Below are 22,746 nucleotides of genomic sequence, written 5' to 3' on the forward strand. Positions count from 1 at the left end.
CTCTTTATCAGATATCTTCTTAATCTTACATGGTCTTGTCTTAACCTTAAGTTCAGGAAGATATACACCCTTTTCAAGTCTTGAAATAGCCCCATCTTCTGGCTTCTTATCAAGCTTTACTACATATTCCTTCTCGTGATGATTAGCCCCCTTCATAAGGTCATTAATAAGGTCACCATCATTAGTTAGTAGTATCAAACCTTCTGAATCTTTATCAAGTCTTCCAGCATAAGTTAAAGGCAGTGGATAATCTATAATATCGCCTATTAGTACCTTGGCATGATCATCCTTCTTGGAAACAGTTACTCCAACTGGCTTATAGAATGCCAGAATAACCTTCTTAGTATTATGGCCAAGTGGATTACCATCAACCACTACCTCGTCGTTATCATTAACTGTCATGCCGACAGTAGCTTTTCTGCCGTTAATGCTTACCTTACCCTGTTCGATAAGTTTATCAGCCCCTCTTCTGGATATATCTGTCATAGAGGCTATAAATTTATTTAACCTTATTTCACTCATATATTTTCAATCTGCCAGTCTATTTCGCTTAGACCATTGGCTTTCAAATATTCATTAGTCTTACTAAAAGGCTTACTACCAAAGAAGCCTCTATAAGCCGATAATGGACTTGGATGAGGTGCCTTAAGTATAAGATGCTTTGGATTCTTAAGTCCTGCCGCTTTCTTTTGTGCAGGTGAACCCCAAAGAATAAATACGATAGGTCTGTCCTCTTTACCCAGAACGTCTATAACTGCATCTGTAAATGTCTCCCAGCCTTTCCCTTTATGAGAATTAGCTTCATGAGCTCTAACTGTCAGAACAGTGTTAAGAAGAAGCACACCCTGCTTCGCCCATTTAACAAGATAACCATTATTTGGAATGTAGCATCCAAGGTCATCCTGTAGTTCTTTATATATATTAACTAAAGACGGTGGAATATCGATTCCAGGCTTAACCGAAAAACAAAGTCCGTGTGCCTGTCCAACATTGTGATAAGGATCCTGGCCTATAATAACAACCTTTACATCCTTAAGTGGAGTATATGAAAAAGCACTGAATAAATCCTGACTCTCAGGAAATATCTGCCTGTTAGAGTACTCATCTTTTACAAACTTATATAGTTTTCTATAGTAATCTTTATTAAACTCGTCTTTTAAGGCTGCCTGCCAGTCACCCGATATCTTTCCCATTACATTCTTACCGATACGCCTTTGTCTCTAAGATATTGCTTTACTTCCATAATCTCAAGTTCTTTGAAGTGGAAAAGTGAAGCTGCAAGAGCAGCATCTGCCTTGCCTTCTGTAAGAGCCTCATAAAAATGCTCTTTAGTACCTGCACCACCTGAAGCAATAACAGGTATGTTAACACTTTCAGAAACTATTCTGGTAAGCTCATTATCATAGCCATTCTTAGTACCATCGCAGTCCATACTTGTAAGAAGTATCTCACCGGCTCCTAAGCTGCAGGCCTTCTTAGCCCACTCTATGGCATCTATTCCCATATCAACTCGGCCGCCATTTTTAAATATGTTCCAGCCTGAACCATCTGAACGTCTCTTAGCATCAATAGCAACTACAACGCACTGGCTACCAAACTTATCTGCAGCGCTTGAAATAAGTTCAGGATTCATAATAGCTGCAGAATTGACTGCAACCTTATCTGCACCCTCTCTAAGAATATTCTTAAAATCTTCAACTGTTCTAATACCGCCGCCAACAGTAAATGGAATAAATACCTGTCTGGCAACCTGTCTTACCATATCGGTTACAGTTTGGCGCTTATCTGATGAAGCTGTAATGTCGAGGAATACTACCTCGTCAGCTCCAGCCTTATCATATGCTTTAGCAATCTCTACAGGATCACCAGCATCTATTAAATTTACAAAGTTAACGCCTTTAACAACACGTCCACCATTGACGTCAAGGCAAGGAATAATTCGTTTTGTATACATATTAGTCTAGTCCATTTCTAAAAAGTTCTTTAATATTGCAAGTCCTACATCAGAGCTCTTCTCTGGATGGAACTGGCAGGCAAACACGTTACCACTTTCAACAGAAGCATGGAAAGTTGTCATATATTCCGATGTAGCTTTTACTACACTTTCATCTTCTGCCTTCAAATAATATGAATGCACAAAATATACATAAGAACCTTCTTTAATATTCTTAAATAACTTACCATCATTAATTAGATGCAGTGAATTCCATCCAATCTGTGGAACCTTAAGTTCGCCTTCTGGAAACTTAACTATCTTACCCCTAAGAAGACCAAGACCTTTAACTCCTGGAGCCTCTTCACTCTCATCAAATATAAGCTGAAGGCCGAGGCAGATTCCAAGGAAAGGAGTTCCTTTATCAACTATCTCATGAATAACATCAACAAGACCGTAGTTATTAACTTTCTCCATAGCATCTCCAAATGCTCCTACACCTGGAAGAATAACCTTATCAGCCTTAAGAAGTTCTTCTCTATCTCTTGTAACTATGCATTCATGTCCAAGAAATTCTATAGCCTTTTCAACGCTTTTTATATTTCCTGCATCGTAATCAATAATTGCTATCAAAGTATTAACCTCGTTATTTAGTAAATATTTCTAGTTGTTTTGTGATGACCAATTTTCTGAATCAATAACTGTAGTAGCATTATCTGGTCCAACAGTAACAGGGCCATCAACTACATTATTATCAGGTTCATTATTCTGATTATCACGATTTTCATTTTCCCTATTAGGATCTATAGGTTCTATAGGCTCATTAGCCTGATTGTCAGGAACAGTATCATCAGGAGCATTCATATCTGGATTCTGATTATTATTAAGTGAATCTAGATAATCCTGTTCCTCTGGAAGTATATCCTGGAACTGATCAGGGCTGGTAGTATTATTGCCATCCTCTGGTGGAGCTACAGTAGAAGTACTATTCTCATCTAAGCCATAGTATGTATATGCTTCCTGCTTAGCAGTAACAAATGGTGTTCCGTTAACAACACTGTTAATCTTTCTTGTATAGTCAACAGAATCGTAGGTAAGTATCTCTAATGCTTCTGCTTCGCTAAGTCCATAATCAGAAGAAAGTGCTGATATAATCTTTGCTCTTGTCTGATCAAGGATAGACTTTATTCCAAGCTCATCAGCTCTATCCTTCATAACTTCATATTTCTGAAGTCCTACAAGAAGGGAATCAAGTCCCATATCAGGCATATTCATCTTCTTATAGTTTTCATATGATTCATACTTTCTATCAAGTATTACAATCATACGAGACTTTTCATAAAGTATCTCATCACTCTTACTTAAATCTTTACCATAAAGCTGTAAGAATGCTGCGTGATAATCACCCTTATAGAAGTTATTTCTAGCATCACTTAAAACTGTAAGTTTAGGAACTATAGTTGCTATAAGCATAAGAGCAACGAGTATAGATGCTGCTAAGACAACAGTTCTAATAATATAAACCTTAGGAATCTTTTTGCCCCCTTCTTCTTTAGGTGGCTTTTCCTTCTTAGGTTTCTTTTCTTTCTTTGGTTTCTTTTCCTTAGGTGGCTTTTCTTTCTTTTCTTTTTTCTTCTTGCCTTTCTTTCCGCCTTCTTCTTCAGCATTTTCCGAATCAAGCTGAGCAAGAATATCTAAGTTTTCATCGGAAACCTTAGTCTGATCTGCTTCGGCAACCTTAGGAGCTTCCTCTTCAACTTCTTCAGTTAAAGCCTCTAATAATTTAGCAATTAAGCCTTTTTTCTTATTAGGGTCTTTTTCTTTCTTCTTTTTCTTCTTTTTGCCGTCTTCTTCTGAACTTACCTCTTCAGAATTGTCTAAAGAAAGCGCTTCACCGGTTCCGCCAAGGACCTTATCTATATCTCTTGAAATATCATCATCAAGTACTGCTGGTGCTTCTTCATCTTCTGCTGGAGCATCTCCTGCGGTAGCATCAAGGTCGAAAGCAAGAAGTGACTCGTCGATAGGTGTTTCTTCTGTATCACCTGCCATAGCATCCATAAATGCCTTAGCCTCTTTGTCAGTATCTGATTCAGCCTCCTGTACAGCAAGATTTTGGCCATCTCCTGTAGTAGCCTGAGCTCCCTCTCCTTCTACACCTTCAACCACTGCATCCTGTTCTTTCTTCTTTTTCTTAAAGAAACTAAAGAGCCCTTTCTTTTCTTTATTTTCAGAATTCTCGGCTTTTTCCTTTTTATCCTTCTTAGCCTTCTTTTCTTTTTTCTTCTTTTCTTTCTTTTTCTTCTTAGAATCTGCCGCTTCTTCTAAAGCTTCTGCTCCTGCTCCAAGAAGAGCTGCTACATCAGCGCCTGCCTCTAGAGCAGCCTGATCAACCATCTCTCCTGCATCAGACTTCTTAAGGATATCTGCTACGTCCCCTAAGGCTCCTGCAGCATCATCTCCAAGAATTTCAAGGATGTCTTTGCCTTCATTGGCAGCAAGTTTTTCATTATCACTGGCTGCTTCTGCAAGACCTTCTTCCTTAGCCTGAGCAAGTCGCTTTTCTATATCTTCTTCTCCAAGTTCCCCTAAATCGAAGTCAAGAGAAGCCATAAGTTCTTCAGCTTGTTTATCATCGCCAGCATCAGAGCCTGTTTCTTCACTACCTGCAGCATCTGCAGATTTAGTTTCGCTAGGGACTACTTCTTCAGCTGGACTTTGTTCACTGGCATCATCAAGAAGCATGTTAAGAAGATCATCGCTGGCCATATCTATCTCTTCTTCTGACATATCACCAGATGGTGTTTCTTCTACAACTGGTTCAACTTCAGGTGCTGCATCTTCTGTTGGAACATCTTCAAGAAGGCTCATCAGTTCTTCTGCTGATGCGTCAGCATCTGCCACTTCAGCGGCTTCTTCTGCTACTTCATCTACAGTTTCACCTTCAGGTGTTGCATCCTCTGTAGGAACATCTTCGAGAAGGCTCATTAATTCATCTGCTGACGAATCAGCGTCTGCTACTTCTGCAACGCCCTCTACATTTTCTCCTTCAGAAGATGGTTCGTTAACTGGCTCACTTGCAGGTTCTAACTGCTTAATATCAAGATCTGGAGTTGCATCAATAGATCCCTCTTTAAGAAGAGCATCTATCTGCTTCTCAAGCGGATCCTTACTATCATCTTCTATTTCAAAATCACCAAGAAGGCCTTCAAGTTCATCTTCAAGGTTAATCTCTTTATCATCTGTTTCTAATGGAATTTCTACAGAAGCCCCATCTACAACATCACCCTCAGCTACAGACTCATCTACAGCCGATTCTCCAGCATCAGTCGAAACTTCTCCTAGCATCTCTTCGATAGACTTATCCATCACATCAGAGATAGAGAATTCCTCTTCTTCGGCAGGAACCGCTTCCACTTCCGCCTCAGAATTCTCTACTGCAGTTTCCTCCACCGCTGGTTCTGCTGCAGCTTCAACTACTTCTTCTGCCGCTGACTCTGCTACAGCTTCAACTTCAGGCTCTACCTGAACCTCTACTACTTCTTCAGCCACCGGCTCTTGCTCAGCCACTGCTGGTGCCTCCACCACTGGTTCTGCCACTGGCTCTTGCTTAGGCTCTTCTTTAGTTTTATTTAATGCATTCGCGAGTAAACTATCAAGATAATCTTCGGTTGTTCCCATTCCTTTTATTCCTTAATTGAAATTAGATAATTCTTACAAAAACTATCATATAATTTTACCATATATGACAACTAACTACAATTAACTTTTAAGGCTCTAAACGCAAAAAGAAGCCGAGCAAAAGCTCGACTTCTTTGTCGAAATTCATTTATACTTCTGTTCTACCAAGACATCTGTCAATAGCTCCAACAAGCTCTCCAATTTCTGGTTTAGAAAGCTGTGCATTCGCACCGAGCTGCTCACCCTTTCTTCTCATCTCATCGTTAACAAGTGATGAGAAGATAATAACTGGAATATCTTTAAGCTGAGAATTAGATTTAATAAGCTTTGTAAGTCGATGACCGTCCATAAGAGGCATCTCAATATCAGTTATAACTAAATGAACATTCTTATCGAGAGTACCCTGTTCTTGACACTGACATATGAAGTCCCATGCCTGCTGTCCATTCTCTGTATGAGTCAGTTTTGTATAACCAGCCTTGCTAAGAGAATCAACAATAAGCTTGTTAAGAAGAACTGAATCTTCTGCAATAAGAATTGGAATATCGCATCTTTCTCTAACGCCGAGTTCTTCAATACTAGCTACCTGAAGCCCTGTTTCTGGACTAATATCTGAAACAATCTTCTCGAAGTCAAGAATAATAATAAGTTTACCATTTATCTTAACAATACCTGTAGCAATACCATCTTCAACTGTAGATATTGTAGCATCTGGCTTAATTATCTCAGTCCACGAAACTCTGTGAATGCCTACAACTGTCTCAACATGGAAAGCTATATCAAGTTTGTTAAAGTTTGTAATAATAAATAATCCCTTATTTTCAGCATCACCACGCTGGAGACAATTCTTAAGATCAATTGCTGTGATCATAGTCTCACGTGGCATGAATATACCTTCTACACTAGGATGTGAGTTTGGAACAGGAGTAACTGGCTGATAAGGAATAATCTCTCTTATCTTTGCTACGTTAATTCCATAAGAATTACCTGCTAAAGTGAACTCTAATATTTCAAGCTCGTTGGTTCCGTTTTCTAATAAAATCTTTGAATCCATAACACACCTCACCTTTTATAGTTTTATACTAACGCCCACTAAAAATTATACAAAACTTCTAAAAAAAAGTCTATAACTTTCAGAAAAAATGTTATTTTATACAAATGCTATAAAATAGACATATCCATCTTCTGCCCTGCGTACTTAAATGTAATATCTAAGCTTGTAATGTCATCTGCATCAGAAGATGATATTTCAACCACCAATACCTGCTCTATACTTTGGCCAGCTGTAAGTGTCATCCTACAGTTGTATAAATCATCTAAAAGCATAGTAGTAAGTGGAACCTTAGTCTTAACACCACTAATCTTAACAGCAGATTTAAGCCCGGTTTCTGGTATATCCACAAAATAATCTTCTCCAGAATTATTTGTAACATTAAAGTGTAATATCAATAACTTATTTCCAGTTGACGGATAAACAACTCCCTGAAAATCATTGCTTTCAGTGGTATTTGGATATGAATCACATATCTCATAGCTGGCATAATCAATATCTATCTCAGGCATAGCAAGGAATTCGCTTATGTCTGTATATACTGGTTCTTGCTTTTCGTCCTCTGAAGACTTATCAGAATCTGACTCATTGCTACTAACAGCATTGGCACTAGCCGCAACTTCTTTCTTAGCTTTAACCTCTGCCTGAAGTCTGGCCTCTTCCATAATTGCATTGTTCTTAAGCTCGGCTTCCTCTTCAGAAAGATAATGACCATTATAGCCCGAGTTATATTTTAGAAGTAGCTTAACTGCATATTCTTCAACATCAGCTAACTCTTCATCAGTCATCTCAGGTATATAGTCCTTACCACAAGCAGATAGAGTCAGGGATAATATCATCATGATAAGTATTCCTGTTAATTTCTTTTTCACTCTCCTACTCCCCATATATACTGATTTTATCTATATATTTTATCATTGCAGGTGCTTATGGGCAACTTTTATTTAGTGCAATCATAAACCAGAATTCTACACCATCTTCTTTATTTGTAACGCCGCATTTTCCACCGCTCATTTCTGATATGGCTTTAACAATAGAAAGCCCAATTCCACTTCCTCCATAAGCTCTGGTTCTTGCCTTATCAACCTTATAGAATTTATCCCATATATATTCAAGGCTTTCTTCAGGTATAGGCTTACCAGTATTAAACACCGAGAAATAAGCAAATTCATCCTGTCGCTTAGTAGTAACCTCAATTCTCATATCACCTTCAACATGATTAAGAGCATTGTTAATATAATTACGAATTACCTCTTCTATATGATATTCATTGGCAACAATATTTAAAGCTTCATCTTTGTTTATATTTGTTACAATATTAACCTGCTTCTCATCAAATAATAATTTATATGTTTCAAGACAGTTGTTAACCACCTGATTGAAATCAAACTCGTCCAGGTCAAAGTCCCCATCCCCAAGCTCTAACTGCATAAGTCTTGTAAGTTCCTTAACCATATAGTTCATCTTCTTGGTTTCATCTATAATTACATCAAGATAGTACTCTGTTGACTCAGGATCAGCGTTTATTCCATCCTTAAGTCCTTCTGCATAACCAGATATAAGAGCTATTGGAGTTTTAAGTTCATGGGATACATTAGATATAAACTCAGTTCTCATCTTTTCGATAAGAGTTTTCTGCTCCACATCCTTAAGTAACTTTTTATTAGCTTCTCTTAGCTCATTAATAGTTTTTTCAAGGGTCTCTGACATATGATTAAAGTTTTCACCAAGAACCCCTATTTCACTATTACTCTTCCCGTCATACTTTACATTAAAGTCCAGGTCAGCCATACGAATAGATATATTTGTCAGTTTTTCAATAGGCTTGCAAATATGATTTGATACAAACAGAGAAGTTATGCAGGCAAATGCCAGGGAACAAAATGAAACGAAAAGTAAAAAAGTTCCAGTTATCTTAACACTATATGTAATATCATCAACAGCGGTTCTGATAACAAAGAAATTTCCGTTGCTTAATTTTCCATAGATAGTTAGATAAACAAGTTCCTCAGAAATATCTTTTTGAGTACATATAGTATAATTTTCTGTCTTCTTTAATTCTTTAATAACATCATCGTTATCTATGGAGTATTGTACGTCATTTAGAATTCTGTTTAATTTTTTTGTGTTATTAATAGACGATATAATTGTTTTTGTATCTGTATCCGCAATTATAAAGCTTAGGTTAAATGTTGAACATATACTTTGAAGTTTATCCTGATACTCAGAAGATTCTGGATTAGCAACGTACTTTTCCATAATTTCATAAGCATCAAGAAGTTTAGCCTCTTTACCCTTTATATATATGTCTTTCAAAAAAAAGGCATTCATTACAATAGCAATTAATAAGGTTAAAAGCACAAGTGCTATAGACCTGAAAAATAACTGCTTTTTTAATGAATGTCTGCAAATCTTTTTACATTTAATCATTATTACATTCCGAATTTATATCCGAGACCCCAGATAGTTTTGATTGTATCACCCTTGCTACCGAGCTTACTTCTAAGCTTCTTTACATGAGTATCGATAGTTCTGGCATCTCCAAAATAATCATAATTCCAAACGTTGTTAAGAATCTTTTCTCTAGAAAGAGCTACGCCCTCATTTTCCATAAAATATGTTAGAAGTTCGAATTCCTTAAAACTTAGTTCGACTTGCGAACCATCTACAGTTACAATATGGGCAGATTTATCTACTGATATACCATACTTTTCAATAACAGCCCCTTCAAAAGGATTAGTTCTCTTAAGAATAGCCTGAACTCTAGCAACTAATATCTTAGGGCTAAATGGCTTAGATATATATTCATCAGCGCCACTGTCAAAGCCCATAAGTTCATCTTCTTCACCTGTTTTAGCTGTAAGCATAATAACAGGAACCTTTGATGTCTTTCTTATCTCCTTGCATACCTGTATACCATCAAGACCTGGCATCATAACATCAAGAATAATAAGATCAATATCATTATGACTTTCAAATATATCAAGAGCCTTCTCTCCATCTTCAGCTTCAACAACATCGTAGCCGTCCTTCACAAGAAAGTCTCTTACAAGTTTTCTCATTCTGCTTTCATCATCAACAACTAGAATCTTCATAAATATACCTTTTTTCGATAATCACACTTATTCTTTAATAATAGTCTTAGTATGTATTGTAACAAGCACTTGTGAAATTCATGTGAAATAAGAAAGAAAATTTAGTTATTCTCAGAAAGCTTTTTCTCACGTTCTCTAAGTTCTTGTTCTTTCTCTTTAAGTTGCTGTTCCCAGCTTGCATATTCATTCTGAATCTTTTCTCTATAGTTAAGAATAGTTGGACTATCACTTTTCTTAGCTATAGTAAGCATAACAATTACAATAATGATTAGAAGAAGGATGGCAATACGCTGGAACATTAAGAGTTCTCTAAGTTTTGTATTCTTACCTACTGTTCTCTTATACTTCTTCATAAGATCTTCAAGATTGCGCTGCTTAATACGCTGAATATCAGCGCTGAGTTCGTCCTCTTCTGATTCTTCTGAAGAATCATCATCATTATCTGACTCTGCCTCAGTCTCTCCTGATGCCTGCTCAGTATCGGAAGACACTAGAACAATTTCTGGTTGAGTTTCAACTTTATTTTCAATAGCAAATGCTGGTTCTGCTGACTCTTCCTTTCCTGCATCAGCTATACTTTCAGCAACCGATTCGTATGTAACCTCAGCTTCCTTGGCAGCAAGTTGTTCTGCCTTAGCTGCAGCTTCATGAGCCGCAAGTTCTTCTGCCTTAGCCGCAGCTTCTGCCTCAAGTTCTGAAACAAGAACAGGCATAATATAGGCCTGCTCGTTTATTTCTGGAACAAGGCCAGTAAGTGCGACGGCATGGTCAGTTAAAAAGTCATGTATATGGTTAAGATAAGCGTATCCTTCATATGTTTTGAATACGCTCTTATCTAATAATTTGCAATATAAAGAATACACAAGCTTAGGGTTGCCATAATCCATCTTTCCCTCTAGCATCTGTATCTTGCTCTGCTCCTGCTGTGCAAGTGCAGCAGTTGCAACATCTCTATACTGATATTCCCCTTCAAACGTTTTCAAACCAGGACCTCCTGTAAAGCAAAAGGACCCCATCGCAAAAAAGCGGTGAGGTCACATATATTACTTAAGTACCTTCTTTAACTCGTCCATGAATGTATTAACATCCTTGAACTCTCTATAAACTGAAGCAAATCTAACGTAAGCAACTGCTTCAAGATCTTTAAGTTTTTCCATAACCATCTCGCCAATTTCGTTGCTTGATATTTCTTTCTCTTCTCTAGAGAAAATCATAGTTTCAACATCATCAACAAGTTTGCTGATCTGGTCAGCGCTGATGGGTCTCTTATGACATGCCCTAAGAACACCTGCCTCAATCTTGGCTCTATCGTATGTTTCTCTGTTATTATCTTTCTTAATAACAATAAGTGGTATAGTTTCAACCTTCTCGTATGTTGTGAATCTCTTATCACACTCATCACATACTCTACGGCGTCTTATAGAATTATTATCATCTGCAGGTCTTGAATCAATAACTCTAGTGTTTTCATGTCCGCAAAATGGGCACTTCATATCCTATTCCCTCCATGGTTAACAGTAAAACTATATATATAGTAGTTTTCTGTACATAATAATACAATTTACAGTAAATATTATAAAAAATATAAAAATTTATGTCAACTAAATTATGTAAACTTTTTCATGTGGAGGTATGCATACAAAGTGAAAAGAAAACTTCCGTTTTCTTTTCGCCGCGCGGGGTGCGTTCGGCGTCAGCCGAAATATTTCATTACGCACTCCTGTTTTAAATCGAAAAGAAAACTCCCGTTTTCTTTTCGCTGCGCGGGGTGCGTTCGGCGTCAGCCGAAATATTTCATTACGCACCCCTGCGCATTAAAAAAAGCAGGTGCGTTAGCACCTGCTTAATAATTACTTTTTCGATTATGCCTGTGGGCAATCCTTGATTGAGAAGCTCATTCTTCCCATCTTATCCTTACCAAGGCAGATAACCTTAACAACATCACCAAGAGTAAGAACATCTTCAACATGCTCGATACGCTCTTTAGCGATCTTAGAGATATGTACCATACCTTCCTTACCAGGAGCGAACTCAACAAATGCGCCGAATTCCTTAATTGATACAACCTTACCTGTGAATGTCTGTCCTTCTGCAAAATCAGTTGTGATGATCTTAATCATGTTAAGAGCTTCATCCATCTTCTCCTGATCTGTACCGCATACAGAAACAGCACCTTCATCAGTAATATCAATCTTAACACCTGTACGAGCAATAATCTCGTTGATTGTCTTACCACGCTGACCAACAACGTCACCAATCTTCTCAGGATCAATCTTAATCTGGATAATCTTAGGAGCGTACTCACCAACTGTCTTTCTTGGCTCAGCAATAGCTGGCTTCATGCAGTTGTCCATAATGAAGAGTCTAGCTTCACGACATCTAGCGATAGCACCTTCTACGATTGGTCTTGTAAGACCGTGAATCTTAATATCCATCTGGATAGCTGTGATACCTTCTGTTGTACCTGTTACCTTGAAGTCCATATCGCCGAAGAAATCTTCAAGACCCTGGATATCTGTAAGAAGTACGAAGTCATCATCTGTATCGCCTGTAACAAGACCACAGCTGATACCTGCAACAGGAGCCTTAAGAGGTACACCTGCAGCCATAAGAGCCATACAGCTTGCACATGTTGATGCCATTGATGTAGAACCGTTAGATTCAAATGTTTCTGATACGGCACGAATTGCATAAGGGAACTCCTCAGCTGAAGGAAGTACTGCAAGAAGTGCACGCTCTGCAAGAGCACCATGTCCGATCTCACGACGTCCTGGTCCTCTTGAAACCTTAGTCTCACCTACTGAATAAGCAGGGAAGTTGTACTGGTGAATATATCTCTTCTCTGTAACGAAAGGATCAAGTCCTTCAACTCTCTGTGCTTCTGATAAAGGAGCAAGAGTTACTATATCGCAGATCTGAGTCTGTCCACGAGTGAACATAGCGCTGCCATGTACTCTTGGAATAAGATCAATTTCTGCAGAAAGAGGTCTGATCTGTGTGATCTCACGTCCATCAGGTCTCTTGTGATCTTTAAGGATCATCTTACGAACTGTCTTCTTCTCATACTGATATACAGCATCGCCTACGAATGCAGCCCATTCTTCATTCTCTGCAAAACGAGGATCTGCAAGGATCTTCTCAGTAACGTCATCCATGTTCTTGTCTCTGACCATCTTATCGTCAGTAAATACAAGATTCTCCATCTCTTCAGGAGATACGATTGTCTTGATGGCATCGAAGATTTCCTGAGGAACAGCAGCAGAAACATAAGGCTGCTTCTCTTTACCGATCTCAGCAACGATAGAGTTGATGAAATTAACAACCTGCTTGTTGATAGCATCTGCTTCATAGATGTATCTGATCATATCCTGCTCAGGGATTTCCTTAGCACCAGCCTCGATCATGATAACCTTCTCAGCAGTAGAAGCAACAGTAAGCTTCATGTCGCCCTTATCCCACTGCTCCTGTGAAGGATTGATGATCATCTGTCCATCTACAAGACCAATCTGTGTAGCTGCGCAAGGGCCATCCCACGGAATATCTGAAATAGCTACAGCAATGGATGATCCGATCATTGCAACCAGCTCAGGTCTGCAAGCGGTATCAACTGCCATTACCATATTCTCAACTGTTACGTCATTTCTCATATCCTTTGGGAAAAGAGGTCTCATAGGACGGTCGATCATACGGTCTGTAAGGATCGCGTTCTCTGATGGCTTTGCCTCTCTTTTATTAAATCCGCCCGGGAATTTACCGATTGAATAGAACTTCTCGCTGAACTCGATGTTGAGCGGGAAGAAATCAACACCATCACGTGGTGCCTTAGCCTCTGTAGCTGTGCAAAGAAGTGTTGTATCGCCATACTGAACGAAAGCGCATCCGTTTGCCTGTTTACCAACCTTGCCTATCTCAACCTTGAGTGTACGTCCGGCAAGATCCATTGTGTAAGTTTTTACCATTTTTTCTCCTTCTTGTGCTGCTCATCCGCCTTCCCCGTTTTTCAGAGGTGCGTGTGCAGTACTCGTCTTCTCTTTTCTTCTACTATATTTACGGCTTATACAAAATCACTTTCATATAAGCAAAAAGGCGGGAACAACTGACGATACAGTCTCCCCGCCCTTGTGAACAGAATTACTTTCTAAGACCAAGTTCCTGGATCAGCTTACGATATCTCTCAATATCCTTTGCCTTAAGATATCCAAGAAGATTACGTCTCTGACCAACCATCTTAAGAAGACCACGTCTTGAGTGGTGATCCTTAGGGTTCTTGTCAAGGTGAGCATTGAGCTCAGCGATTCTCTCTGTGAGAACTGCTACCTGTACTTCCGGTGATCCTGTATCACCAGGCTTTACAGCGTACTTGTTGATAATCTCTGTCTTCTTTTCCTTTGAAATCATTTCTTTCTCCTTTCAGGTCCGATTTCCTGGACCGAGAGCTAAAACCTTCCAGGAAGATTTTAAACTCTGTTTTATTAGTCGCCTGTTACCGGGCCCGGGTCGGAGATCCATAAACCAGGTAAAGGTCAATCCTATTTTGTCCAAAATAAAATATAAGGACAGCTATTTAACGTTATCACATGTAAGCCAAAAAGTAAAGTCTAAATTCACTCATTCCAGTTATATTTAGCAGTTTCGATACTATGATGATAAAGTCTTCCATTTTCGACATCAAGGCTCATCTGAGTCTTTAGCTCATCTACTCCTGAAAACTTCATTTCCGGTCTCTTGAATGACAAGAGAGAAACAGAGATTTCCTTGTCATACAGATCTCCCGAAAAATCGTACAGATATGTTTCAGAAACAACAAGGTTCTCATCGGTAATAGTAGGCTTTGTACCTATGTTGGTCATGCCTCTTAATATCTTATCTCCAACGCGAACTATAGAATAATAAACTCCGTTAGGCGGAAGGAGCTTTTCTTTAGATGGTATAACGTTAACTGTCGGAATACCTATTGTACGTCCAAGTGCACGGCCATGGCTTACAATACCATGCAGAGTATAGGGACATCCAAGAAGTTTGGACACATTCTCCATATGACCATCTGCTACTTCCTGCCTGATAAGACTGGAACTGACTTCTCTTCCCTCTATTTCAACCTTGGTTATAAAATGCGTTTCAAATCCAAGTTTCTGTCCCATGGCATCAAGAAGCTTGTAATCGCCCTTGCCTTTGTCTCCAAAAGAGACGTCCTGACCTGCTGCAACGTATTTTGCACCCATCTGCTTTACGAGATAGCGTTCAATAAATTCAACGGGATCTGTTGCTGCTGTTTGCGCATTCATAGGGAATTCTATAAGAACATCAACTCCATTTTCCTCAAACCATTTTCTCTTTTCATCTCTTGTAGTAAGACCAGGCACTGTAGCCCCGGCAAAAAAAGATGCAGGTGATGGGTCAAATGTAAATATGACTACCTTTTTGCCATTATTCTTCTCTTCTATAAGATCTGAAAAAAGCTTTCTGTGTCCTTTATGAATTCCATCAAACTTACCTATAGCAACAGCTGTAGGTCCCTGTATATAAAAATCTGTTGTATCTTTAATAATTTCCATTTTATAAATTAACCTCATGTACCTGCCAAAAGAAGATACTATACCTTTGAAAATTTTTTTGGCTGTTAAACTCATGTTTGATCCAAAGGCAGAAACTAATAGTTCGGTATTGATGTTATGAAGTATAAAAATTCTTATCAACACGGAAATTCCTGAGTTTATCATTATATTTATAAACTCCAAAGAAGATTCCGTCTTCATCATATACACGAACCCTTGTCCCGTCAGAATACATGTTTTCCTTTTTTAAAGTGTCCTGAGCTTTTGATGGTTCTGTATCAGCAATATCCTTAAGTGTGAAAGGATTGCCGTTCTCTATAAGTTTTCTGCTTGTCATAAGAACATGAACGCAGTCAAGGTCCTTAAAAAAATCTTCAACAGGAACCACAACATCATTAACCTTATCATCATCACGGAGCTTTTCAAGCTGTGAAAGTGTAATTGCCGTATCTAGATGAAAGCTTCCAACCGCTGTTCTTGTAAGATGTGCCATTGCTGCGCCGCAGCCAAGTCTTTGACCTATATCATTACACAGTGTTCGAATATAAGTACCTTTGCTGCATCTTACTTCCATGGTAAATTCATGTCTGTCTATAAGATGACTCGTATCAAGGACAGATATTGAATCTATATGTATCCTTCTAGGTTTTCTTTCGATTTCCTTACCCTGCCTTGCAAGCTCATATAGCTTCTTGCCACCGACCTTAATGGCCGAATACATAGGAGGAATCTGGTCATAATCTCCAACAAAAGCCTGAACAGCTTCATTAAGTTCTTCTATCCCGGGCAATGTATCAGTGTCATATTCTTTTAGTATAGTTCCTGACATATCCTGAGTATCAGTTTCTACGCCAAGTCTGCATACAGCTATATATTCCTTTGAATGATCAGTAAGCTCTTCTACAAGCCTTGTTCCGGTACCGACACAACATACTAAAACGCCTACAGCATCAGGATCAAGTGTTCCGGTATGTCCGATCTTTTTCATTCTAAGTATGCCTCGCATCTTGGCAACTACATCATTAGACGTAAAACCAGGCTCTTTATATATATTTATAAGTCCGTTGTAATTAGAGTTTTTCATTATCATCCTCTTGCTTCAAAATTGGCATAGCCAATCAGACCTTGGTAAAGAAAAAGAGGAACGACTCTTCATCGTTCCCCTGTCGTTAATTTTCAATAAGTTCTTCAATCCTTGAGATCACTTTTGTAAGGATATCTTCGATATTCCCTTCAATAGTGATTCCGGCAGCTCTGTCATGTCCGCCGCCTCCAAATGTCTCAGCCACTTTTGCAACATTAACTGATCCGTCACTTCTAAGAGAAAGCTTATATTCATTCTCTGAAAGCTGGTGAGCATAAAGTGCACATCCGACACCTGCGGTGAGCTTTAACTGACTTACGATCCCTTCAAGATCACTTCCCTTAGCATCATACTCTGCCATTGTCTTTGAATCAGTAACTGAGACAATAACCTTGCCATCAAGTACAAGTTTGCTGTCAAGAAGAGCTCTTCCAAGGAGCTTATTCTGCTTGTAGGTCTTCTCATAGAATACATGATCTATAAGTTTATCAAATTCAAATCCATAAGTGATAAGCTTGCCCGCTACTTCCATGGTCTTTTTAGAGGTACTTGAATATTTGAATACTCCAGTATCTGTAACCATTCCTGTATAAAGAGCCATAGCAATATTCTTATCTACAACCAAAGGATCCATCACATCGTAACACAGTTCACATACACTGCTGGCCTCAGGATATATATAATTTATATCTCCGGTACCTTCTTTATTGGAAATATGATGATCTATATTGATCTTGATCTTAGCCTTATCAAAAAAAGCTTCGGCGCCATCTGTACGACCCTTGCCGGTGTCCAGAACAATAAATGCATCATAACTGTCAATATCAGTTTTAAAATCTGTAATGACATCATCAGTTCCGGGAATAAATGAATATACTTCAGGTATTTCCTGAAGAAAAACATCTATTCTCGCAGATGGATATACCTTTTTAAGATAAAGATACATTCCCATGCATGATCCAACACAGTCACCATCAGGTCTGACATGACCGGTGATACCTATTGTTTGAGCGTTTCCGATAACTTCTTCAATTCTCATCATCTTCCTGTGCGTCCTCTTCGCCTCTGGCAGCTCTTGCCTCATCATCCTTTGCTGTTACTTCATCAATCTTCTTGGTCATATCAATAGCATATTCTATTGAATCGTCCATTATGAATCTCAGCTGTGGTGTATTACGAAGGTTGATTGTACGTGCAAGTGTAGAACGTATATATCCGGAAGCACTTGAAAGTCCTTCCATGGTCTGCTGACGATCTTCATCATTACCAAGTACGCTTACCCATATCTTACAGGTCTTAAGATCCGGAGCAACCTCGACATCCATAACGGATGTCATAGGGCTGATACGGGGATCCTTGGAAAAACGAATAGCTTCAGCTACGACCTTCATAACTTCGCCGTTAATACGGCTATTCTTAATACTATTTTTTCTCATAAGCTTAGTCCCTCGGAACTTCTACCATGATATAAGCTTCAATGTTATCGCCAACATTCATGCCGTCAAATCCGTCAAATACAAGACCACATTCATAGCCTTCCTTAACTTCCTTAACATCGTCCTTGAAACGCTTGAGTGACTTAAGGTCGCCTTCGAAGATCTGCTCATCGCCTCTTCTTACACGAACCTTGCAACCCTTCTGGATCACACCATCAAGGATGAATGAACCTGCGATGTTACCAATAGAAGAAGCCTTGAATATCTGTCTAACCTCAGCATGGCCAGTGATCTTCTCTTCGTATACAGGTGCAAGCATACCCTTAAGAGCTGCTTCAACATCATCTATAGCCTGGTAGATAACTTTATAAAGCTTGATCTCAACGCCTTCATGTTCAGCCATTGACTTAGCTGTTGCATCAGGTCTTACATCAAAACCGATGATGATCGCATTTGATGCAGAAGCAAGAGATACATCAGATTCAGTAATAGCACCAACGCCGCCGTGAATGATCTTAACCATTACTTCTTCGTTGGAAAGCTTCATAAGACTAGCCTTAAGAGCTTCTACAGAACCCTGTACGTCTGCCTTGATGATGATATCAAGTTCTTTGAGCTTACCTTCCTCAATCTTAGAATAGAGATCATCAAGAGACATCTTAGCCTTAGTTTCCTCGATGAGGTCTTTCTTGTGCTGCTGCATGTAGATACTTGCGTACTGCTTAGCTTCCTTATCGGAATCATGAGCAATAAATACTTCACCGGCATTCGGTACATCTGAAAGACCGAGAATCTCTACAGGCTGTGAAGGAGTTGCTTCCTTAACACGTCTGCCCTTATCATCTGCCATAGCACGAACACGTCCTGAGCTTGCTCCGGCTGAAATAAAGTCTCCAACATGGAGTGTACCCTTTTGTACGAGTACATTTGCAACAGGACCTCTTCCCTTATCAAGCTTAGCTTCAAGGACAAGACCTCTTGCTGTACGATTAGGATTAGCCTTAAGCTCAAGGATATCTGCAGTAAGAATGATAGTCTCAAGAAGAGTATCGATTCCTTCACCTGTCTTAGCTGAAACAGGAACGAATTCTGTAGATCCGCCCCAATCTGTAGCGATAAGACCGTACTCTGTAAGTTCCTGCTTAACACGATCAATATTAGCACTTGGCTTATCAATCTTATTAACAGCAACAATAATTTCGATATTGGCTGCCTTAGCATGGTTGATAGCTTCAATAGTCTGAGGCATAACACCGTCATCTGCAGCTACAACAAGAACAGCTATATCTGTAGAATTAGCACCACGCATACGCATAGCTGTGAATGCTTCGTGACCAGGTGTATCAAGGAATGTAACCTTTCTATCCTTGACTGATACCATGTAAGCACCAATCTTCTGTGTGATACCGCCTGCTTCCTTTTCTGTTACAGCAGAATCACGGATCTTATCAAGAAGTGATGTCTTACCATGATCGACGTGACCCATTACGCAGACAACAGGAGCTCTTGATACAAGATCCTTCTCATCTTCTTCATCCTCTTTGAGGAGTTCTTCAATGACATCGACCTGAACTTCTTTCTCACAGATGATATCGTATTCAATTGCGATATTCTCAGCTTCTTCGTATGAAAGAGCTGTATTAACAGTAACAATCTGACCTGCAAGGAAGAGCTTCTTGATGATAACAGATGGCTGCATCTTCATCTTCTCAGCAAGTTCCTTGATTGTAAGGCTTTCAGGAATTGTTATTGTCTTGATCTGTTCAACAGGCTCTTCTTCCTTCTTGACCTCAGGCTTTATGAAGCGGCCTACGCGCTTGCTGCGTGGCATCTCCTCTTCCTCGTAATCCTTTTTGGTCTTCTTGTCCTTATCGAATCTACGATCATTATGACGATTAGTCTTCTCTATTGGAGCTTCAGGAGCTGCACCAAATCCGGCACCCTGACCTCCTCTTCCCTGAGATGGTCTTCCACCCTGGGAATTTCTGTCAAAGCTTCTTCCACCGCCCTGACCGTTTCTGTCAAATGAAGGTCTTGAATTCATACCACCCTGACCCGGTCTTGAGCCCTGGCCGTTTCTATCGAAGTTTCTTCTACCCTGACCATTTCTGTCAAAGTTTCTTCCGCCGCCCTGACCGTTTCTGTCATTTCTATCGTTTCTATCATTTCTGCCCTGGCCATTTCTGTCATTTCTATTCTGGCCCTGACCATTTCTGTCAAAGTTTCTGTCGTTTCTATCGTTTCTGTCGTTTCTGTTCTGACCCTGTCTGCGATCATCAGAATTTCTGTTCTGATTACCTGCATTTCTATTATCGTGATTCTCACGATTTGCAGGAGCCTGATTATTATCAGCTGCCTTTGTTTCTGCAGATGAAGGCTTCTTAACTTCTGCTTCTGCCTTAGGTGCTGCATTTTCCTGCACCTTAGGTGCGTTTTCTTTAGCTGCAGGCTTAACTGTCTCTGCAGGAGCTGCCTGAGGTTTAACTGTCTCTACAACAGGCTTCTCCTCTGTCTTACGAATGTTTGACTCATACTCAAGCTGTGATGGTGCTGTCTTAGGCTTGATCGGATGATATACATTCTGGCTTGAAGCAAATGATCCATTTCTTGAATTCTGACCATTTTTGCCCTGTCTGTTTCTCTGATTATCAGGGCGATCCTTCTTCTGTGACTGATTCTGACCTGATGACTGGTGGGATGATGCAAAAGAATTACCTCTTGCATTACCCTGATTGCTTACAATAATAATTTTCTTTTTCTTTTTTGGCTGATCATTTGACTGTGCAGCCTTGGATGTTTTTTCTGCTGTTATCGTGTTCTTATCTTCCTTTGCTTCAGTTTCACTTTTCTTATCTTCAGAGGCTTTATCTACAGCCTTTGATTCCTTTTTAGCCTTATCAGACTCTTCGTTTGAAGGCTTACTATCTTTGGAAGCATTTGAGCCATTATTTTTGCCAAAATGCTTTCTGGCTTTCTCTGCATCATCATCCTCAACAGAACTTGTGGTACGCTTTGCAGATTCAACGCCTTTGTCCTGCAAGAAGCTTACTACTTCCTTACCTTCTACACCAAGCTCCTTTGCAAGTTCGGATATTTTAATCTTTGACATTCGTTTCCCCTCCGTTCTGTTCTATGGTCTGCAGTTTCTGTATAAGAGCTTTTGCAAGTCCCTGATCTGTGATCGCAAGACTTGATCGCTCGGATTTGCCTATCGCCTGTCCTAAAAGGTCTTTTTGGCCAAACTCTCTGACTGTAACTTCATAGGACTTGCATTTATTAAGCATCTCTTTCCTTGTGTTGTCTGAAGCGTCAAGGCTTACTATTACCAGCTTAGCCTTGCCCGACTGGATATTCTGAAGAGTTCCGGTCTCGCCGGAAGTCACTTTGCCGGCCTTCATGCACAAGCCAAGGAAAGAATATATCCCTTGTTCTGATTTTGTCATGTTCCTGTGAACTCCTTCTCCAGCGCATCATATATTTCAGCGTTGATACTTTGTTTAAAAGAACGTTCAAGACCCTTATTCTTACGGGCTTTCTTAAAGCATTCGACATCGTTACAAATATAAGCACCTCTGCCGTTCTGCCTGCCTGTCTTATCAAGAACAATTTCACCTTCCGGCGTTTTTATGATCCTTATAAGTTCCTTTTTACTTTTCATCTCACCGCATCCGATACATTGACGCATCGGTATCTTTTTTGCCATTCAGACTCCTTTTGTATCGAAATTACTCTTCGCTTGTTGTCTCTTCTTCAGATATATCATCAGAAACTTCAATGTTTTCTTCATCTAATTCTTCATCTGAGAACTCATCGCCATCATATTCGTCTTCATCATCAAGATAGTCTTCATAACGGAATCCAGGAGCATCCTTAGCCTGAGTCTCAGACTTGATATCAATCTTATAACCTGTAAGTCTGGCAGCAAGGCGGGCATTCTGTCCTTCCTTACCGATTGCAAGTGAAAGCTGATAATCAGGAACAACAACCTTAGCTGTCTTCTCATCAGGATCAGCAAATACTGCAATGATCTTTGCAGGTGAAAGAGCGTTCTGGATAAGGTTACCAGGGTTTTCATCCCATCCGATAACGTCGATCTTCTCACCACGAAGCTCTTCAACAATAAGATTTACTCTGCTTCCGTTAACACCTACGCATGCTCCTACAGGATCTACGTTAGGATTCTGTGAATATACGGCGATCTTGGTACGGCTTCCTGCTTCTCTTGCAATAGCCTTAACTTCTACTGTACCGTCCTTGATCTCTGTAACTTCCTGCTCGAAAAGACGCTTTACAAGATCAGGATGTGTGCGTGATACAAGGATACGAGGTCCCTTATTGCCATTTCTTACTTCAAGAATATAAACCTTGATTCTGTCAGTAGGACGATAGCTCTCACCCTTAACCTGCTCATTCTCTGTAAGAATTGCATCTGCATGGCCAAGGTTGATCGAAATATTACGACCGATAAAGCGCTGTACAACACCTGTTACGATGTCATGCTCTTTCTCGAAATACTCGTTGTAAATAGCGCCACGTTCCTCTTCACGAATCTTCTGAAGAATGACGTTCTTGGCATTCTGTGTCGCAATACGACCGAAGTTCTTGGAGTCGAGCGGAACTCTAACTATATCGCCGACTTTGGCTTTCTTGTCTATCTTGGCAGCATCTTCAGGAGAAATATCCTCAGATGGATCCATTACATCATCTGCTGTCTCCACTACTGTCTTCTCGGCATATAAATGGAATTCACAGGTCTGTCTGTCGACCTCTACTTTTACATTGTCCGCCTTGCCAAAATTGTTCTTGCATGCGGTCATGAGAGAATTCTCAATTGCATCAAAAAGGCTTTCCTTACTGATATTCTTCTCTTTCTCCAATGCATCAAGTGCTTCCATAAGTTCTTTACTCATG

The 22,746-nt window shown here is 39.6% G+C and carries 21 protein-coding genes; all 21 read right to left on the bottom strand.

What is annotated here, in order from left to right; genetic code table 11:
• Positions 1 to 522, bottom strand: a 522-nt coding sequence (locus tag K6G87_RS01305) for a pseudouridine synthase (protein ID WP_296832808.1), incomplete at its 3' end; no start/stop codon positions are given.
• Entirely contained in the window at positions 519 to 1,193 is a 675-nt protein-coding gene (locus K6G87_RS01310; RefSeq protein WP_296832810.1) for a uracil-DNA glycosylase, read from the bottom strand. The genes K6G87_RS01310 and K6G87_RS01305, both read right to left, overlap by 4 nt.
• Entirely contained in the window at positions 1,193 to 1,954 is a 762-nt protein-coding gene (gene hisF, locus K6G87_RS01315) for an imidazole glycerol phosphate synthase subunit HisF (protein ID WP_022780452.1), read from the bottom strand. The genes K6G87_RS01310 and hisF overlap by 1 nt, the downstream gene beginning before the upstream one ends.
• 6 nt (positions 1,955 to 1,960) lie before the next feature.
• On the bottom strand, positions 1,961 to 2,566 hold the full coding sequence (hisH, locus tag K6G87_RS01320; RefSeq protein WP_296832817.1) for an imidazole glycerol phosphate synthase subunit HisH: 606 nt from the start codon (positions 2,564 to 2,566) through the stop codon (positions 1,961 to 1,963).
• Between the two features lie 30 nt (positions 2,567 to 2,596).
• On the bottom strand, positions 2,597 to 5,503 hold the full coding sequence (locus tag K6G87_RS01325) for a hypothetical protein (protein ID WP_296832820.1): 2,907 nt from the start codon (positions 5,501 to 5,503) through the stop codon (positions 2,597 to 2,599).
• A 259-nt stretch (positions 5,504 to 5,762) separates the two neighbouring features.
• The gene (locus K6G87_RS01330) at positions 5,763 to 6,668 is read right to left on the bottom strand and encodes a chemotaxis protein (RefSeq protein WP_296832823.1); all 906 of its coding nucleotides are present in this window, start codon (positions 6,666 to 6,668) and stop codon (positions 5,763 to 5,765) included.
• A 107-nt stretch (positions 6,669 to 6,775) separates the two neighbouring features.
• Positions 6,776 to 7,537 (bottom strand): hypothetical protein, encoded by a 762-nt coding sequence (locus tag K6G87_RS01335; protein ID WP_296832825.1) that lies wholly within the window; start codon positions 7,535 to 7,537, stop codon positions 6,776 to 6,778.
• Between the two features lie 55 nt (positions 7,538 to 7,592).
• Entirely contained in the window at positions 7,593 to 9,095 is a 1,503-nt protein-coding gene (locus tag K6G87_RS01340) for a sensor histidine kinase (protein WP_296832828.1), read from the bottom strand.
• A gap of 2 nt (positions 9,096 to 9,097) precedes the next feature.
• A complete protein-coding gene (locus K6G87_RS01345; protein WP_296832831.1) occupies positions 9,098 to 9,760 on the bottom strand; it encodes a response regulator transcription factor in 663 nt (220 codons plus the stop codon).
• A 101-nt stretch (positions 9,761 to 9,861) separates the two neighbouring features.
• Complete coding sequence (locus tag K6G87_RS01350; protein ID WP_296832834.1) at positions 9,862 to 10,743, bottom strand: hypothetical protein; 882 nt, start codon at positions 10,741 to 10,743, stop codon at positions 9,862 to 9,864.
• A 60-nt stretch (positions 10,744 to 10,803) separates the two neighbouring features.
• Positions 10,804 to 11,253 (bottom strand): transcriptional regulator NrdR, encoded by a 450-nt coding sequence (nrdR, locus tag K6G87_RS01355; RefSeq protein WP_022780460.1) that lies wholly within the window; start codon positions 11,251 to 11,253, stop codon positions 10,804 to 10,806.
• Positions 11,254 to 11,622: 369 nt separating this feature from the next.
• Positions 11,623 to 13,719, bottom strand: coding sequence for a polyribonucleotide nucleotidyltransferase (locus tag K6G87_RS01360; protein WP_296832839.1), 2,097 nt, complete (start codon positions 13,717 to 13,719; stop codon positions 11,623 to 11,625).
• 172 nt (positions 13,720 to 13,891) lie between these two features.
• Positions 13,892 to 14,158, bottom strand: a complete 267-nt coding sequence (gene rpsO, locus K6G87_RS01365; RefSeq protein WP_022755061.1) for a 30S ribosomal protein S15 — start codon at positions 14,156 to 14,158, stop codon at positions 13,892 to 13,894.
• 206 nt (positions 14,159 to 14,364) lie between these two features.
• Positions 14,365 to 15,315 (bottom strand): riboflavin biosynthesis protein RibF, encoded by a 951-nt coding sequence (gene ribF, locus K6G87_RS01370; RefSeq protein ID WP_296832845.1) that lies wholly within the window; start codon positions 15,313 to 15,315, stop codon positions 14,365 to 14,367.
• Positions 15,316 to 15,430: 115 nt separating this feature from the next.
• Positions 15,431 to 16,399, bottom strand: coding sequence for a tRNA pseudouridine(55) synthase TruB (gene truB, locus K6G87_RS01375; protein WP_296832848.1), 969 nt, complete (start codon positions 16,397 to 16,399; stop codon positions 15,431 to 15,433).
• An 85-nt stretch (positions 16,400 to 16,484) separates the two neighbouring features.
• Positions 16,485 to 17,441, bottom strand: coding sequence for a DHH family phosphoesterase (locus K6G87_RS01380; RefSeq protein ID WP_296832850.1), 957 nt, complete (start codon positions 17,439 to 17,441; stop codon positions 16,485 to 16,487).
• Entirely contained in the window at positions 17,428 to 17,835 is a 408-nt protein-coding gene (rbfA, locus tag K6G87_RS01385; RefSeq protein ID WP_296832853.1) for a 30S ribosome-binding factor RbfA, read from the bottom strand. The genes K6G87_RS01380 and rbfA overlap by 14 nt, the downstream gene beginning before the upstream one ends.
• Positions 17,836 to 17,839: 4 nt before the next feature.
• A complete protein-coding gene (gene infB / locus K6G87_RS01390) occupies positions 17,840 to 20,944 on the bottom strand; it encodes a translation initiation factor IF-2 (RefSeq protein ID WP_296832857.1) in 3,105 nt (1,034 codons plus the stop codon).
• Positions 20,931 to 21,278, bottom strand: coding sequence for a L7Ae/L30e/S12e/Gadd45 family ribosomal protein (locus K6G87_RS01395; protein WP_296832860.1), 348 nt, complete (start codon positions 21,276 to 21,278; stop codon positions 20,931 to 20,933). Before K6G87_RS01395 ends, infB begins: the two co-directional genes overlap by 14 nt.
• Positions 21,275 to 21,538, bottom strand: coding sequence for an RNase P modulator RnpM (gene rnpM, locus K6G87_RS01400; RefSeq protein ID WP_296832863.1), 264 nt, complete (start codon positions 21,536 to 21,538; stop codon positions 21,275 to 21,277). Before rnpM ends, K6G87_RS01395 begins: the two co-directional genes overlap by 4 nt.
• A 22-nt stretch (positions 21,539 to 21,560) precedes the next feature.
• On the bottom strand, positions 21,561 to 22,745 hold the full coding sequence (nusA, locus tag K6G87_RS01405; protein WP_296832866.1) for a transcription termination factor NusA: 1,185 nt from the start codon (positions 22,743 to 22,745) through the stop codon (positions 21,561 to 21,563).
• Position 22,746 lies beyond the last annotated feature (1 nt).

It is taken from the genome of Butyrivibrio sp. (assembly GCF_024699075.1).